At 55.3% G+C, this 15,773-nt stretch carries 14 protein-coding genes; 3 read left to right on the top strand and 11 right to left on the bottom strand.

Annotated features, from left to right (window positions below; translation table 11 throughout):
• Positions 1-112: 112 nt before the first annotated feature.
• Positions 113-2,410: a beta-glucosidase BglX gene (bglX, locus tag ACH0WD_RS14505; protein ID WP_000871527.1), complete on the bottom strand. Its 2,298-nt coding sequence runs from the start codon at positions 2,408-2,410 to the stop codon at positions 113-115.
• Between the two features lie 266 nt (positions 2,411-2,676).
• Between bglX and dld the strand changes: the two genes are divergently transcribed.
• Positions 2,677-4,407, top strand: a complete 1,731-nt coding sequence (gene dld, locus ACH0WD_RS14500) for a D-lactate dehydrogenase (RefSeq protein WP_000095234.1) — start codon at positions 2,677-2,679, stop codon at positions 4,405-4,407.
• 58 nt (positions 4,408-4,465) lie between these two features.
• On the opposite strand, the gene pbpG is transcribed toward dld, so the two are convergent.
• Complete coding sequence (pbpG, locus tag ACH0WD_RS14495; RefSeq protein WP_000911555.1) at positions 4,466-5,413, bottom strand: D-alanyl-D-alanine endopeptidase; 948 nt, start codon at positions 5,411-5,413, stop codon at positions 4,466-4,468.
• 165 nt (positions 5,414-5,578) lie between these two features.
• Complete coding sequence (locus ACH0WD_RS14490; protein WP_001017057.1) at positions 5,579-6,166, bottom strand: Yip1 family protein; 588 nt, start codon at positions 6,164-6,166, stop codon at positions 5,579-5,581.
• 158 nt (positions 6,167-6,324) lie between these two features.
• On the opposite strand from ACH0WD_RS14490, the gene ACH0WD_RS14485 reads away from it, so the two are divergent.
• A complete protein-coding gene (locus tag ACH0WD_RS14485; protein ID WP_001523476.1) occupies positions 6,325-6,894 on the top strand; it encodes a DedA family protein in 570 nt (189 codons plus the stop codon).
• Positions 6,895-6,942: 48 nt separating this feature from the next.
• Here the strand turns inward: ACH0WD_RS14485 and ACH0WD_RS14480 are convergent, their stop codons facing one another.
• Together ACH0WD_RS14480 and mdtQ are read right to left on the bottom strand one after the other, a co-directional pair.
• Positions 6,943-7,704 (bottom strand): SDR family oxidoreductase, encoded by a 762-nt coding sequence (locus ACH0WD_RS14480; RefSeq protein WP_000169608.1) that lies wholly within the window; start codon positions 7,702-7,704, stop codon positions 6,943-6,945.
• Positions 7,705-7,769: 65 nt separating this feature from the next.
• Positions 7,770-9,206 carry a multidrug resistance outer membrane protein MdtQ gene (gene mdtQ / locus ACH0WD_RS14475; protein ID WP_172480761.1) on the bottom strand — a complete coding sequence of 479 codons (1,437 nt, stop codon included), beginning with the start codon at positions 9,204-9,206 and terminating at the stop codon, positions 7,770-7,772.
• Between the two features lie 317 nt (positions 9,207-9,523).
• Here mdtQ and yohP point away from each other — a divergent pair, with 317 nt between their 5' ends.
• Entirely contained in the window at positions 9,524-9,607 is an 84-nt protein-coding gene (gene yohP / locus ACH0WD_RS14470; protein ID WP_000698460.1) for a small membrane protein YohP, read from the top strand.
• Positions 9,608-9,664: 57 nt separating this feature from the next.
• Here the strand turns inward: yohP and dusC are convergent, their stop codons facing one another.
• From dusC to ACH0WD_RS14440, 6 genes are all read right to left on the bottom strand, one after another.
• Positions 9,665-10,603 carry a tRNA dihydrouridine(16) synthase DusC gene (dusC, locus tag ACH0WD_RS14465; protein ID WP_001264843.1) on the bottom strand — a complete coding sequence of 313 codons (939 nt, stop codon included), beginning with the start codon at positions 10,601-10,603 and terminating at the stop codon, positions 9,665-9,667.
• Between the two features lie 108 nt (positions 10,604-10,711).
• Complete coding sequence (locus ACH0WD_RS14460; RefSeq protein WP_000150103.1) at positions 10,712-11,905, bottom strand: 3-hydroxybenzoate 6-monooxygenase; 1,194 nt, start codon at positions 11,903-11,905, stop codon at positions 10,712-10,714.
• 14 nt (positions 11,906-11,919) lie between these two features.
• Complete coding sequence (gene maiA / locus ACH0WD_RS14455) at positions 11,920-12,564, bottom strand: maleylacetoacetate isomerase (protein ID WP_000781183.1); 645 nt, start codon at positions 12,562-12,564, stop codon at positions 11,920-11,922.
• Between the two features lie 8 nt (positions 12,565-12,572).
• Positions 12,573-13,274, bottom strand: coding sequence for a fumarylacetoacetate hydrolase family protein (locus ACH0WD_RS14450; protein WP_000170621.1), 702 nt, complete (start codon positions 13,272-13,274; stop codon positions 12,573-12,575).
• A 15-nt stretch (positions 13,275-13,289) separates the two neighbouring features.
• Positions 13,290-14,327, bottom strand: coding sequence for a gentisate 1,2-dioxygenase (gene gtdA / locus ACH0WD_RS14445; RefSeq protein WP_001289857.1), 1,038 nt, complete (start codon positions 14,325-14,327; stop codon positions 13,290-13,292).
• An 11-nt stretch (positions 14,328-14,338) separates the two neighbouring features.
• On the bottom strand, positions 14,339-15,697 hold the full coding sequence (locus ACH0WD_RS14440; protein ID WP_000194222.1) for an aromatic acid/H+ symport family MFS transporter: 1,359 nt from the start codon (positions 15,695-15,697) through the stop codon (positions 14,339-14,341).
• Between the last annotated feature and the right edge of the window lie 76 nt (positions 15,698-15,773).

Genomic DNA, 15,773 nt, shown 5'->3' with positions numbered 1-15,773 from the left:
GTTTAACCTGGGATTTTCCGGCAGTTTAAGTGACGTGGCAGGCAATAAAAGGGGGGACAGGAAAAGTCATTGCCAGACAGGGCGCTGCTATCGCGCCCTGTTGACGGCAGGCTTACAGTAGCTCGAACGATCCTTGTTTAACGCGAGCGGAATCCACGCCGATAAAGACGTTGAACTTGCCGGGTTCCGCGTCATATTTCATCTGCTGATTCCAGAACTTCAACGCCTCGATATCAATCGGGAAACTCACGGTTTTACTTTCGCCGGGCTTGAGGGTGATTTTTTCAAAGCCTTTTAATTGCTTCACCGGGCGGCTCATTGACGCCGTGACATCCTGTAAGTACATCTGGATGACCGTTGCCCCTTCGCGTTTACCGGTGTTCGTGACCTCTACGCTGGCCGTGACTTTGCCGTCGCGTTGCATTGTCGGTGAGGAGAGCGTGACGTCAGACACCGTAAATGTGGTGTAGCTCAGACCGTAACCAAACGGATAGAGCGGGCCATTTGCTTCGTCAAAATAACGTGAGGTGTATTTGTTTGGCTTTTCAGGATTATACGGGCGTCCCGTATTGAGATGGCTGTAATAGACCGGAATTTGTCCCACCGAACGCGGGAAGGAGATCGGCAGTTTGCCTGACGGGTTGTAATCGCCAAACAGCACATCGGCAATGGCGTTGCCGCCTTCCGTCCCGGCAAACCAGGTCTCCAGAATCGCATCGGCCTGTTGATCTTCTTTTACCAGCGCCAGCGGTCTGCCGTTCATTAATACCAGTACCAGCGGCTTACCGGTGGCTTTCAGAGCGGTGATTAAGTCGCGCTGACTCTGCGGAATGGTGATATTGGTACGGCTGGAGGCTTCATGCGCCATCCCCTGCGACTCGCCTACCACTGCGACCACTACATCGGCCTGTTTCGCCGCCTGCACCGCCTCATCAATCATCGCCTGCGGTGAACGCGGATCGATTTTCACCGCCTCTTCATACAGGTTTAAGAAATCGACGATATCTTTATCGTTAGTGATATTCGCCCCTTTGGCATAGAGGATCTTCGCCCCGTCGCCGACGGCATTTTGAATACCCGCCAGCACCGTCACCGACTGATTCGCGACCCCAGCAGCAGACCAGCTCCCCATGACATCACGTTGACTGTCGGCCAGCGGCCCAACAACGGCAATGGTGCCCGATTTTTTCAGCGGCAGCGTTTCCAGCCGGTTTTTCAGCAGTACCACACTTTCCCGCGCCACTTCCCGCGCCTCTTTACGATGCAGGCGGCTTTCGGCATTGGTGTCCGCCGGGTCGCTCTCTTTCGGCCCCAGATGGCTATAGGGGTCGTTAAACAATCCCATGTCATATTTTACGTTGAGCACATGGCGCGTCGCGTCGTCCAGTTCCGCCATCGTCACTTTGCCCGATTTAATCAGACCCGGCAGATATTTGCTGTAATACTCATCCGCCATGCTCATATCCACCCCTGCCTTTAGCGCCACGCGCACCGCATCTTCCGGGTCGGCCGCGGTACCGTGTTTAATCAGTTCTTTAATAGCGCCGTGGTCGGAAACGGTAATTCCCTTAAAGCCCCACTCATCGCGCAGGACATCTTTCAATAGCCAGGAATCTGACGTCGCAGGCGTGCCGTTCAGCGAGTTCAGCGCCACCATCACCGCGCCGCTCCCCGCATCCAGCCCCGCTTTGTACGGCGGCATGTAGTCATTAAACAGACGCTGGGAACTCATATCCACGGTGTTGTATTCTTTACCGCCTTCAACGGCGCCATAGGCGGCAAAATGTTTCACGCTGGTCATCACCGAATAGCGATCCGCCGGACTTTTGCCCTGCATCGCTTTCACCATGGTTTCGCCCATGATGGAGGTTAAATATGTATCTTCGCCAAAGCCTTCGGAGGCGCGTCCCCAACGCGGATCGCGGGAGACATCCACCATCGGCGCCCAGGTCATATTCAGACCGTCGTCCGCCGCTTCATACGCCGATACGCGTCCTACGGTTCTTACCGCATCCAGATTAAAAGAAGAAGCCAGACCGAGGCTTATTGGGAAGACGGTTCGCTGGCCGTGTACCACGTCATAGGCAAAAAAGAGAGGAATTTTCAGGCGGCTCAACGCCATCACCTGATCCTGCATTTGACGGATATCCTGGCGGGTGACGGTATTGAAAATCGCCCCTACCTGCCCGTCTTTGATCATCTCGCGAATCGCTTCTTTCGGGTTATCAGGGCCGACGCTAATCAGACGTAACTGACCAATTTTTTCATCGACAGTCATTTTCTTGAGTAAATCGGTGACGAACGCGTCGCGCGCTTCGGGCGTCAGCGGGTGATTGCCAAACAGGTTTTCCGCCAATGCTGGCTGCATCGCCAGACTCACAGCAATACCTACTGAACATAACCATTTCATGTTGAGTCTCTCTTTATCTTTATCCCGACGAGGCGGTAAAAACAGAATAAAAACCGCAGTTTGCCATAAGCCTAAACGCGAGAGGAGAAGAAAGCGAAGGTTATTCTCCTAATTTTCCGCACAGTCGAATACGCAACCGCCAGCAAATGGTATCAAGGCGGCAAATGAATACCACCAACACAGAGACAATTTGAATGAGAAAGCGTATTGTCATACAAAGCGCTATGCTTAACGCTGATATTTTGTCCCACCACAAGGAGTGGAGAATGTCTTCCATAACAATGACTGATAATAAAACGTTCCTGAATGAGCTGGCCCGCCTGGTAGGCCATTCTCACCTGCTGACAGACCCCGCCAAAACCGCCCGCTATCGCAAGGGTTTCCGTTCCGGTCAGGGCGACGCGCTGGCCGTTGTTTTCCCGGGTTCATTACTGGAACTGTGGCGTGTGCTCAACGCCTGCGTTAACGCTGACAAAATTATTCTGATGCAGGCCGCCAACACCGGTCTGACGGAAGGCTCCACGCCGAACGGCAACGACTACGATCGCGATATTGTGATTATCAGCACCCAGCGCCTGGATAAGCTGCACTTACTGGATAACGGCCAACAGGTTCTGGCCTGGCCCGGTACGACGCTCTATGCGCTGGAAAAAGCGCTTAAACCGCTGGGCCGTGAACCGCACTCGGTGATTGGTTCGTCGTGTATCGGCGCGTCGGTCATCGGCGGCATCTGTAATAACTCCGGCGGCTCGCTGGTGCAGCGCGGCCCGGCCTATACCGAGATGTCGCTCTTTGCCCGTATTGACGAGCAAGGCAAACTGCAACTGGTCAATCATCTGGGTATCGATCTTGGGCATACCCCGGAGCAGATCCTGAGCAAGCTGGATGATGAACGGATTAAAGATGAGGATGTGCGTCACGATGGTCGTCATGCGCACGATCACGACTACGTGACGCGGGTACGAGATATCAACGCCGATACGCCCGCCCGCTATAACGCCGACCCGGACCGTTTGTTTGAATCTTCCGGCTGCGCCGGAAAACTGGCGGTTTTTGCCGTTCGCCTTGATACCTTTGCAGCGGAAAAAAATCAGCAGGTTTTCTATATCGGCACCAATCAGCCCGCGGTACTGACTGAAATCCGTCGGCATATTCTGGCGAACTTCGACAATCTGCCAGTGGCGGGAGAATATATGCATCGCGATATCTACGATATTGCGGAGCAGTACGGTAAAGATACCTTTCTGATGATCGATAAACTCGGCACCGACAAGATGCCATTCTTTTTCACGCTAAAAGGCCGAACCGATGCGATGCTGGAAAAAGTAAAATTTTTCCGTCCGCATTTCACCGACCGCGCGATGCAGAAATTCGGCCACCTGTTTCCCAGCCATCTGCCGCCGCGAATGAAAAACTGGCGCGATAAATATGAGCATCATCTGCTGTTAAAAATGGCGGGAGACGGCGTCGCAGAAGCGCAACGCTGGCTGAATGAATTTTTTAAATCCGCTGAGGGCGGTTTCTTCACCTGTACGCCGGAAGAAGGCAGCAAAGCCTTCCTGCACCGCTTCGCCGCTGCTGGCGCAGCGATTCGTTATCAGGCCGTACACGCTGATGAAGTGGAAGATATCCTGGCGCTGGATATCGCCCTGCGCCGCAACGATACCGACTGGTTCGAGCATCTGCCGCCGGAAATCGACAGCCAACTGGTACATAAACTCTATTACGGCCACTTTATGTGCCACGTTTTTCATCAGGACTATATCGTGAAGAAAGGCGTCGACGTCCATGCGCTGAAAGCGCAAATGCTGGAGCTGTTGCAGGCGCGCGGGGCACAATACCCGGCGGAGCACAACGTTGGACATCTGTATAAAGCGCCGGAAACGCTGACGCGTTTTTATCGGCAAAATGACCCAACCAACAGTATGAACCCCGGTATCGGCAAAACGAGTAAGCGGAAATTCTGGCAGGAAAATACGCCCGACGAAACGCATTAACACCGAGTGGTTTACCGTGAATGCCCGGCGGCGCGATGCCTGCCGGGCCTGCGGCGACTTAATCGTTCTGTGCGGTTTGCGCTCCGGCGCTGGCGCTGGCTGCCGCCATTTGCGCGGCTTTTTGCTTTTTATAGCTCAGCGCGGCAGCCGGAACGGGCATGACTTTACCGGTTTCAATCCATGTACGCAGGCGGCTGGCGTCCGCAAAGTGGGTATATTTGCCGAACGCGTCCATGACCACCAGCGCGACCGGTTTGTTATTGATCACGGTACGCATCACCAGGCAATGCCCCGCCGCATTGGTAAAGCCGGTTTTCGTTAACTGGATATTCCAGTTATCACGGTAGACCAAATGGTTGGTATTGCGAAACGGCAGCGTATACGCCGGATGCGAGAATGTCGCCATGTCTTCGCGCGTGGTGCTTAGCTGGCCAATCAGCGGGTATTGCTTCGTGGCAATCAGCAATTTTGTTAAATCCCGCGCGGTCGAGACGTTATGAATCGACAGCCCCGTCGGCTCAACGAAGCGGGTATGCGTCATGCCCAGCGCTTTCGCCTTCGCATTCATCGCTTTAATAAATGCGTTATAACCGCCAGGATAATAGTGCGCCAGGCTTGCCGCCGCACGGTTTTCGGATGACATCAACGCCAGCAGCAACATATTTTTGCGGCTAATTTCGCTGTTCAGGCGCACGCGGGAGTAAACCCCTTTCATTTCCGGCGTCTGGCTGATATCGACCTTCAGTATTTCATCCAGCGGCAATCGCGCGTCGAGCACGACCATCGCCGTCATTAATTTGGTTATCGAGGCAATCGGACGCACCAGATCCGGGTGGTTCGAATAGATCACTTTATTGGTGTTGAGATCAACAATCATTGCGCTACCGGAGGCAATCTCAGGTTGAGACGCCGCGGTTGTCGCTGCCGTTTTCGCCACGGCCTGCGGGGCAAAAGGTACGGCCAACATCAGAGCAAGGCTCAGGAATGAAGCTCGGAATTTCAGCATGATGAGATTTCTGATAATGATTCACGCGCGTCGTAACGCACACCGCCTGAGCTAAGATTATACTCAAGCTAGCAGTGGCATCATAGCGGCACGCCAGCGTTGCCGCTACAGAAGAATCGTCAGCAAATGCTGCATTGCTGGCTTTTGCGCCAGCCCTTTTTCGCATCAGAACAGGCGGTAGCCATATCCCCACAGGATCACGGTGATCGCCAGCAGCACCTCCAGGACCAGTACGCCGATAGCGAGCGTCGAACTGGAGAAGCTTAATCCCTCCTCTCTATTAATGTTAAGGAAAGTCGGAATACCCAAATACAGCAAATAGCCGGTGTAAAAAAGCGCGACAGCGCCGACCAAAGCGCATAGCCATACCAGGGGATAGAGCGCCACCAGACCACTTAAAAACAGCGGCGTCGCGACATAGCCGGCAAAAACCATACAGCGCGCAAGCGATGGCCGTTGCGGATAGTTTCGCGCCATCCACCAGATGACGCGTCCCATCACCGCGACGCCCGCCAGCATCACGCCGTAGAACAAGACCGCCAGCGCAAAAGCGGTAAACAGCGAGAGTTGTAACACGTTGCCGTCGCCAAAATTCCAGCCGATTTGCGTCGTGCCGATAAAGGCGCAGACGACGGGAATCGCCGCCATCAGCAAAACATGGTGCGTATAATGATGCGAAACGGTTTCGTTTTCGCTTTTGATCACCTGCATTTCCCGATCGGGATGGGAAAAAAGCCCCCATACATGGTTCATACTGCCCCCTTCTGCTGCCTCAGATGCCAGTATGTTCAAGTATAATTCAGTTTCTGGTTATTTTATGAGCAATGGCAAAATAGTCTCCGGCAAAACGTCGGCTTTGCCGCGCACGCCTCTTGCCAGGGTGTATGCTTAATGCCGGAGGTGGTTTACGCATGGATATCAACACGCTTATTACGCATTATGGATATGCGGCGCTGGTTATCGGCAGTATGGCCGAAGGTGAAACCGTTACCCTGTTGGGGGGCGTCGCGGCGCATCAGGGATTGCTCAAGTTTCCGCTGGTGGCGGCGGCCGTCGCGCTGGGAGGGATGATGGGCGATCAGCTACTTTACCTGTTAGGACGATGCTATGGCGGGAAGATCCTGCGTCGTTTCCCGCGTTATCATACGAAGATTCGTCGCGCACAGAAAATGATCCAACGCCATCCGTATCTGTTTGTGATCGGCACGCGTTTTATGTACGGCTTCCGGGTGGTTGGCCCGCTGCTGATTGGCGCCAGCCGCCTGCCGCCTAAAATTTTTCTGCCGCTGAATATTGTAGGCGCGCTGATCTGGGCGCTGCTGTTTACCACGCTGGGATATCTTGGCGGCGAGGTGATCGCGCCATGGCTGCACGACCTCGATCAGCATCTCAGGCACGGGGTCTGGCTGATTCTGGCCATCGTCCTGGTAGTGGGCGTGCGCTGGTGGCTGAAAAGACGCGGCAAAGCGGAGGCCCGTTAAACCCGATGGTATCCGGATGGCATAACGCCGCCATCCGGCACCCGGCGTTTATTTGGCGTTGAATTGCGGATTCGCCAGCATAAATCCGCCGTCGACAATCAGCGACTGACCGGTGGTATAGCTTGCTCCTTCCGAACACAGCCAGGCGACGAGGCTGGCTATTTCATGCGTAGAACCCGGTCGGGCAATAGGGATCGAGGGTTCCGATCCCGGCTCAATGTCGCTGTCATCCATATCATTCATCGGCGTGGCGATAGCGCCTGGCGCGACGGCGTTGACCAAAATATGATGTTCAATCAGTTCCAGCGCCATGGATTTAGTCAATCCCCCCAGCGCATGTTTCGCCGCGGTATAGGCGCTGGCTTGCGGAAGCGGCGTATGCTCATGGACGGAGGTGATGTTGATAATACGCCCTCCCTCTCCTTGTTTAATCATATGCCGGGCGGCGATCTGCGCGCAGAGAAACGCGCCATCGACATCCACGGTAAAAATTTGCCGCCACTGCGTAAACGGCATATCAATAAACGCGGATTTGGTCATCGCCCCGGCATTATTGACCAGCACGTCAACGCGCCCCAGGCGCTGGATAAGATGTTCAATGGCCTGCGCGCCCTCGGGTAACTGGCTCAGGTCAAGATGAATGGTCTCTGCCCGCACACCAAACTGCGCTGCTTTTTTCGCCGTCTCCTGCGCGCCGCGTTCATCGGAATGCCAGGTGATACCAATATCAAAACCGTTTTGTGCTAATAACAACGCACACGCTTTGCCAATTCCCGAATCTGATGCCGTTACAATTGCGACTTTGGTCATATTCCTCTCCGGATGAATCATACACAGCCTAAGTATAGGAACCCTGTCTGAATCATCCGGAAAAATCAGGAATGATAACCGCCGCCCAGCGCGCTGGTAAGCTGAATAGAGGCATCCAGCCACTGGCCCTGCAACAGCAAGCCGTTACACTGCTCGCGCAGTGCCGGGATTTTGGCCTCGCTCACGCGGGAACCCGCAATAATACCGGCATTAAAGCGCGCTTGCGCCAGACCGACCACACGCTGCGCGTCATGCTCAATCTGCTGCTGATGCTGATTTTTCTGCGCCAGCGTCTCTACCTGACTGGCGGCGCGCGCCACATCATTAACCGCATCTACCACCGCTTTGTTGTAGTTGGCGATAGAAAGGTTGCTTTGCGCTTTGGCGATATCGAGGTTGGCATTCAGCCTGCCGCTGTCGAAAATCGGCAGCGTCAGCCCGCCGGTAATGCCATATTGCTGTGCGGAATGGCGGAACAGATCGCTAAGATGTAACGCATCCTGCTGTAAAAAAGCCATCAGATTGATATCGGGATAAAACGCGGCCTTCGCGGCGTCAATGCTGCTCAACGAGGATTCAATGTACCAGTGCGCGGCCTGTAGATCCGCCCGGCGCGCCAGCAAAGAATAGCCCAGTTGCGACGGTAACTGGCTTTCAACGGCGGGGAGACTCACCTGACGCAGCTTGAGCGCCGCCGATTGCGTATTGGTTAACGCGCTGAGCCGCGCTTCAATCACCTTCATTTTACCGTTAACGTCATTCAGCTGCTGCTGGGTTTTGCTGGCGTCGATATCGGTCTCGACCCCTTCAACAGAAGAAGTAATGCCGTGTTGATACAGATCCCGGTTTACCGTCACCACATTTTGCTGCTCATGCTCGATTTGCATCAGCACATTTTTCAGCGCCGCCTGCGTCTGCCACTCCCAGTAGAGTCGCGCCACGCCGCTTGCCAGCAATTGTCGGGTCTGCTCCTGCTCCGCTTCGCGCGCTTTGACCGCCCCGATCCGCGCGGTAACTTCAGCGCGGTTTTTCCCCCATAAATCCAGATCCCAGCCCGCCGTCAGGCCGAATGTACCGTTGGTATACCACGGCCCGGTCGTGCCCGCCGCGGGGTCGGTAATCGCGAATGGCCCCATCAGCCCTTCCGCGGACATTCGCTGGCGCTCAATGTCGGCAGAAAAGTCGAGCTGCGGGCCGTCCTGCGCCTCAACCGCTTTCGCCTGCGCTTCCGCCAGTTGAATACGCTGTTCAGCCACCTGCATATCCGGCGAATGCTGTATGGCATTATCAATCAGCGCGTCAAGCTGCGCATCGTGATACGCCTTCCACCACTGGCTATCCGGCCAACCGTTTTTCAATGCCGCCGGCAGGCTGGAATCAACATGAGAAGAGGGCGTCTGCTGGGTCAGCGACTGGCGGGTATCGTGCATGGGGGCGCAACCCGCCAGCAAAATAAAAAGCGGTAAGCTCGCTGTCGCGGCAAGGAAAGAATTACGATTCATGGAGGTGTTCTGATAAAAAAAGGTGCGCAGAGAGTACGTCTTACGGCGATCTATTTTTTAGTTACGCGTGGCAATACATCATCAGACAACAAAAGACATATTTTGAAATTTATATGATTAGCAAATAATTTCATCTGATACATTTTTTGATGTAATACTTCAATGAAAAGTCCCACTAACCCGTTCATAAATGAACGATTTTGCTGCAATACCCGCCAGCAGCCTTCATGAGTTAAACGTCGCCGCGCCCAACAAAGCAGCAGATGGCTTAATACTTTCCTATACTTTGTTTGTATTTACCAATAAAGGGACAAACAATGAAAATTCTTCTATGGGCAATCTTAATTATTTTTCTGATTGGGCTGTTGGTGGTAACGGGCGTGTTTAAGATGATTTTCTGATTCCTGCGCCGGGCAGCGATAGTATCTGCCCGGCACACGTTCTGGACGCTGTAGAGATTAGATTTTAATAGCCTGAATCGCCCGCGCAATCTCGGACGAACGGTTTAACGCCCGAATCGACTGAAAGAGTTCCGTCGCCTCAATATATTCCTTACGTAAATATCCCAACCACTGTTTAATACGCGCGACATGGTATAAACCGGTATCGCCCTGCTTTTCCAGCCGGGTATATTTTTGTAATAACGTCACCACTTCCGGCCACGGCATACGCGGTTCGTTATACTTCACCACCCGGCTCAGGTTAGGAATATTTAACGCCCCACGGCCAATCATCACCGCATCGCAGCCGCTGGTCGCCATACATGCCTGCGCGCTCTGCCAGTCCCAGATTTCGCCATTCGCGATAACCGGAATAGTCAGACGCTGGCGTATTTCGCCGATCGCCTGCCAGTCGATATGCTCGGCGCGGTAGCCCTGCGCTTTAGTACGGCCATGCACCACCAGTTCACTGGCGCCGGCCTGCTGCACCGCATCGGCGATTTCAAATTTTCTATCGCCGCTATCCCAGCCGAGACGCACTTTTACCGTCACCGGCAGATGCGACGGTACCGCGGCCCGCATCGCTTTCGCGCCCTGATAGATGAGTTCGGGATCTTTGAGCAATGTCGCGCCGCCGCCGCTGCCGTTCACCACTTTTGACGGACAGCCGCAGTTCAGGTCCACGCCATACGATCCCAACGCCGTCGCCCGCGCGGCGTTTTCCGCCAGCCACTGCGGATACTGGCCCAGAAGCTGAATACGCACCGGCGTGCCGGACGGCGTGCGGCTGGCGTGATGCAACTCCGGGCAGATGCGATGAAACACTTTTACCGGCAGCAGCTGATCCACCACGCGCACAAATTCGGTGATGCAGAGATCGTAATCATTCACTTCGGTCAGCAGCTCGCGCACTAACGCGTCGAGCACGCCTTCCATCGGCGCCAGTAAAACACGCATATCGGTATCCACAGCAAAAAAAGAGGCGCTATCATAACGCCTCTCTGCGATGAGCAAAACTTTTTGCCGGGTGGCGGCGCAAACGCCACGCTACGTCACATAAAGTGCTCAACGCGGCTCAAGACAGTTATCTTCTTTCCAGCCGTACAGCCATTCGATACCGCGATAAAACGCCTCCTGCGATTTCCCTTTCCACAGCAGATTACGCACCTGACGCTCCACCCCGGCGGCGTGATAGAGACGCCCCATCTCGCGGGTAGACCAGACGATACGCGCCGTGCGGGGAATACGCACCGACTCATACAGCGCAAATGCCTGCTGCGCGTCGCCGTCGCAGCGTTCCAGCGCTTTGCCTAGCGTGACGGCGTCTTCCAGCGCCATACAGGCGCCCTGGGCCATATATTGCGCCACCGGATGCGCGGCGTCGCCCACCAGAGTGATACGCTCGGTTCCCCATTTCGCGACCGGCTCGCGATCGGCGGTCGACCAGCGGCGCCAGGAGGTCGGCTTGTCCAGCATCTGACGCGGGCGGGGATGAATACCGGCAAAATAAGAGAGCACCTCTTCTTTACTGCCGTCTTTCACGCCCCACTCTTCTTGCTGGCGGCTGTGGAATGTCACCACCAGATTGTACTGTTGGCCTCCGCGCAGCGGATAATGGACCAGGTGGCAATGCGGGCCTGCCCACAGCACCGGTGCGTTAATACGTAAATCGTCCGGCATATCGTCGCAATCAATCACCGCCCGATAGACTACATGCCCCGTTACGCGCGGCGCGTCGCCGAGTAAACTTTGCCGCACGACCGATTTAACGCCGTCGCAGCCCACGAGAATATCCGCCGTCCAGCTATTTCCCTGCTCATCAAACACCGTAACGTCATCCGGCGTCTGGCGGATATCGACAATATGGGTCGAGGTACGATACTCCACGCCAGGGTGCGTCAGCACCGCTTCCCATACCGTTGCATGAATATCTACCCGGTGAATTACCGCATACGGCCCGCCAAAATGGTCGCGGAACGCCTGTCCGGTTTCAATGCATACCACTTCTTCGGCATTCACGGCATCCATCATGGTAATGTGATCGGTAAACACCGCACGCTGGCGGGCAACATCGCCCACACCGAGACTATCCAGCGCCGAAAAAGCGTTCGGCCCAAGCTGAATACCCGCGCCAATCTCGCCAATTTCGTGCGCTTTTTCCAACAGCATGACTTTTATTCCCTGGCGCGCCAGCGACAGCGCGGTCGCCGCGCCGCCGATTCCGCCACCTACAATAATTGCGCTTGTCACGTGAGTCATGGTCATTCTCCTTTTCAGGCCGGGATTTTATCTTGTTGATTTTCCGGCGCGGCGGCAATAAACGCCGGTAGCTGTACGCAGGCGTCATAAACGGCTTTACAGCGCGGATAGCCTGATAAATCGCAGCCCATCCTGAGCGCATTCGCCCACTGAGGAATCAGGCAGCAGTCCGCAAGGCCTGGCGCGTCGCCCACGCAGAATCGTCCGGACTGACTTTTACGCAATAGCTGCTCTACCGCGCTTAACCCTTGCTGTATCCAGTGGGCGTACCAGCGTTTTTTATCCTCTTCGCTAACTTTCAGCTCATCGGTCAGGTAGCGCAACACGCGCATGTTATTGATTGGGTGTATATCGCAGGCGATAGCGTAGACAATTTCCAGCGCCTGGCTGCGCGCCGGGTCGCTCGTCGGCAGCAGCGGCGTTTGCGGAAAATGTCGGTCCAGCCAGTCGACGATGGCCAGCGATTGCCCCAACGATTCGCCGTCATCAGTGACCAGCGTCGGCACCAGGCCTACCGGATTCATCCGTCGGTAGGCCAGCGCATTCTGCTGGCCGATACGAATATTGACGCCCACCGTCTGGTAATCAATCCCCTTTAACGCCAGCGCAATACGTACACGATAAGACGCCGAACTATTAAAGAAACTGTACAGCTTCATCGTTCACCTCAGACAATTTTCACAGCAATCGGCGTCAGACCTTCTACGTTCCCGGTGATGACATCCCCTTTCACCACGGCGCCCACCCCCTCTGGCGTACCGGTGAAAATCAAATCACCTGGCTGCAATTCAAAGAAGCCGGACAAATAGCTGATGGTTTCATTCACCGACCAAATCAGATGACGAATATCGCTGCGCTGATGGTCTTCGCCGTTAACCTGTAGCCAAATAGGGGCGTTATCCACATTATGCGTTTCAGCAGCTTTGTGTAATGGCGCAATGGGCGCGGAGAGATCGAACGCTTTGCCGATTTCCCACGGGCGTCCCATCTGACGCATTTCCATCTGACGATCGCGACGCGTCATGTCCAGACCGGTGGCGTATCCCCAGACATATTCATGGGCTTTTTCCAGCGGAATATCGCTCCCCTTTTTACCAATCGCCACCACCAGCTCAATTTCATAATGGTAGTTATCGGTCTGCGCCGGATACGGCAGTTCCAGGGTATCCCCTGCCGCTACCGGGACGACAGCGTCCGCTGGTTTACAAAAGAAGAACGGCGGTTCGCGATCGGGATCAAAACCCATTTCACGGGCATGGGCGGCATAGTTGCGACCCACGCAGTAAACGCGACGTACCGGAAACTGCTCATCACTGCCCGCCACGGGTACTGTCACCGGGGCCTGCGGCTGGAATACATATTTGGTCATGTTCTCTCTCCCTAATTAATAACGTGCTTCGCGGAACAGCCCCAGGGCTTCCTGAACCGGCTTGTCCGAAAAGCTGAATAACACCGTGTCTTCGCTGCTGCGAAACGACACCTCATGCCAGGTCGGCGCCACAAAAATGTCTTTTGCGGAAAAATGAAAAGTTTCGTTGCCGATAGTGACCTGCCCAGCCCCTTCAACGACGTGGTAGATAGTGCTGTCGGTGCTCCGCGCCACACGCGAGGCAAAGCCTTTTGGCAGCAATTGCAGGAACGCGCCCATCGACGGCATCGGATAACCGCCGGTGACGGGATTAACGTAACGCAGCTTGTAACCTTCCCACTCATCCGGATCGCCCATACGGGTCAGATCGTGCAGCGCCTCGCGACTGCGGTCGTAACGGTAGTTGAAAATCGGCGACGAGTTCCCGCGCTGGTGGCGCAGCGGCAGCATATTCGCTGCATAGCGCGGCAGATAATCGCCCTCTTTTCGCGTCACCGGCTGCTGATCTTCGGGATAGTCTTCCGCAAAACCACAGCCCAGGAGATTGACTAACGGCAGATCCAGACCATCCAGCCATACCACCGGCTCTGATCCCGGATTACCATGATCGTGCCAGCGCCACTGCGGCGTCAGGATAAAATCGCCGGTATGCATTGGCGTGCGCTCGCCGTCCACCGCGGTAAATGCGCCTTTACCTTCGACGATAAAACGCAGCGCCGACTGGTTATGGCGATGACTCGGCGCGACTTCGCCGGGCAGGATCAGCTGTAAACCAGCGTATAAGGTCGCCGTGATCGACGACTGACCGCGCAATGCCGGATTTTCCAGCACCAGCACCCGGCGGATCGCCTCTTTCGCGCCAATGACATTGCCGCTTTCCATCAGTAGCGGACGAATTTCCTGATAATTCCAGTAGGCCGGCGCGCAGTTGGCGTTTGGCGTCTGCGGTACCAGGTGATGTAACGATTCCCACAGCGGCGTCAGATTCTGCCCGGAAATATGCTGGTAATACTGCTGACGGCTATCTTTTACGTTCTGATTTATTTCAGACATGGAGATTCTCCTTATTCGTTTACGACGCTGGCACGCGGCAGGTCGTCAGGTACAGAAATCGAAAGGCGGACAACCACCGTCAGCAGGGTAAGCATTACCGCGCTGATAGCCGCCGGAATAGCAATGACAAAAAACAACGTATCGAAAGAGAAATTGAGGGCCATCATCATGCCGCCGGAGAGCGAACCGACAATCGCCCCGCAGCGTCCAATGGCGTTCGACCAGCTCACGCCCGTCGCCCGGCTTTGGGTGGGGTACAGCGTCGCCGTCAGAGCATTCAGCCCAACCTGGGAACCGCTAATACCGATGCCGGTACCAAAAATCGCCAGCGCCATCAGCCAAAGGCCGTTTTCGCTCAGGCCTATCATGACAATGCAAACTGCGCCCAGCGCATAGCTCACCGCCAGTACCCGGAACGGGTTAAGCCGGTCCATCAACACGCCGAGTAACAGCGCGCCAAGCGTGCCGCCAACCTGGAATGCGGCAGTCACCCACGACGCCTGTTGCAGATCAATACCGCGATGGTTAAGTAACGTCGGCATCCAGCTGGAAAGCAGATAGATAATGAGCAGGCTCATAAAGAACACCACCCATAACATCAGGGTAATAACAAGCTGTCGCCCGGCAAAAAGCTGGCGAATACTGCCTTTGGCGACGGCTGCCGTCTCATGCAGAAAGAATTGCGTATCGTGATAGCGCTCGCCGGTAATGGCGCTGACCGTCCGGGCGACAACGGCTTGCGGTAGTTGGCGACGTACCTGCCAGCGGGGAGATTCCGGCAGCGCGAACAGCAAGCCGAAAAACAGCATCAAAGGCAAGATGCCGCCTAACGCCAGAATTCCGTGCCAGCCAATCAGCGGCACCAGTTGCGCGCTCACAATCCCGCCCATCGCCGACCCCAGGGTAAAACCACAGAACATCAGCGTGACCAGCGCTCCGCGTCGACGAGCGGGAAGGTATTCCGACGTCATGGTGATGGTATTCGGCATCGCTCCGCCCAGTCCCAGACCGGTTAAGAAGCGCAGCAACACCAGGGTTTCTATATCCGGCGAGAAAGCGGAAAGCAGGCTCAATGCGCCGAATAGCGCCACGCAAAGCTCAATGACCCGCTTGCGGCCAAAGCGATCCGCCAGCGGCCCGCATAGCAGCGCGCCGGCTGTAAGCCCCAGCAGCCCTGCGCCAAACAGCGGCGCAAGTTCGCTGGCGCTTAGCTGCCAGTGAGTACGAATATCCGGGGCGATGAAGCCAATCGCGGCGGTGTCAAAACCGTCGAGCATAACCACCAGAAAACAGCAGATGATAACGCGCCACTGCATTTTGCCGACGGGCGCGGCATCAATAAGGGCTTGTAGATCACGTCGTTGAGTCATAGCTAATGCCTCAGTGCAGGGAGATAGATGTTGTTTTTATGTTTGCTATGTTACGAGTTTGTAGAGTGAGCGATAA

The organism is Salmonella sp. 2020_1395 (assembly GCF_043848115.1).
In the GTDB taxonomy this organism is placed as follows: domain Bacteria; phylum Pseudomonadota; class Gammaproteobacteria; order Enterobacterales; family Enterobacteriaceae; genus Salmonella; species Salmonella enterica.
Note: the sequence above shows the minus strand (reverse complement) of the source record. Positions and strands in the feature narration are given on the sequence as shown.

What these genes read in the sequence shown, in the direction of transcription:
- gtdA (WP_001289857.1), bottom strand. Translation starts at nt 14,327, where the DNA reads ATGTCTGAAATAAATCAGAACGTAAAAGATAGCCGTCAGCAGTATTAC.
- ACH0WD_RS14460 (WP_000150103.1), bottom strand. Translation starts at nt 11,905, where the DNA reads ATGACTCACGTGACAAGCGCAATTATTGTAGGTGGCGGAATCGGCGGC.
- ACH0WD_RS14440 (WP_000194222.1), bottom strand. Translation starts at nt 15,697, where the DNA reads ATGACTCAACGACGTGATCTACAAGCCCTTATTGATGCCGCGCCCGTC.
- ACH0WD_RS14450 (WP_000170621.1), bottom strand. Translation starts at nt 13,274, where the DNA reads ATGACCAAATATGTATTCCAGCCGCAGGCCCCGGTGACAGTACCCGTG.
- dusC (WP_001264843.1), bottom strand. Translation starts at nt 10,603, where the DNA reads ATGCGTGTTTTACTGGCGCCGATGGAAGGCGTGCTCGACGCGTTAGTG.
- mdtQ (WP_172480761.1), bottom strand. Translation starts at nt 9,206, where the DNA reads ATGAATCGTAATTCTTTCCTTGCCGCGACAGCGAGCTTACCGCTTTTT.
- dld (WP_000095234.1), top strand. Translation starts at nt 2,677, where the DNA reads ATGTCTTCCATAACAATGACTGATAATAAAACGTTCCTGAATGAGCTG.
- ACH0WD_RS14480 (WP_000169608.1), bottom strand. Translation starts at nt 7,704, where the DNA reads ATGACCAAAGTCGCAATTGTAACGGCATCAGATTCGGGAATTGGCAAA.
- ACH0WD_RS14485 (WP_001523476.1), top strand. Translation starts at nt 6,325, where the DNA reads ATGGATATCAACACGCTTATTACGCATTATGGATATGCGGCGCTGGTT.
- ACH0WD_RS14490 (WP_001017057.1), bottom strand. Translation starts at nt 6,166, where the DNA reads ATGAACCATGTATGGGGGCTTTTTTCCCATCCCGATCGGGAAATGCAG.
- pbpG (WP_000911555.1), bottom strand. Translation starts at nt 5,413, where the DNA reads ATGCTGAAATTCCGAGCTTCATTCCTGAGCCTTGCTCTGATGTTGGCC.
- bglX (WP_000871527.1), bottom strand. Translation starts at nt 2,410, where the DNA reads ATGAAATGGTTATGTTCAGTAGGTATTGCTGTGAGTCTGGCGATGCAG.
- yohP (WP_000698460.1), top strand. Translation starts at nt 9,524, where the DNA reads ATGAAAATTCTTCTATGGGCAATCTTAATTATTTTTCTGATTGGGCTG.
- maiA (WP_000781183.1), bottom strand. Translation starts at nt 12,564, where the DNA reads ATGAAGCTGTACAGTTTCTTTAATAGTTCGGCGTCTTATCGTGTACGT.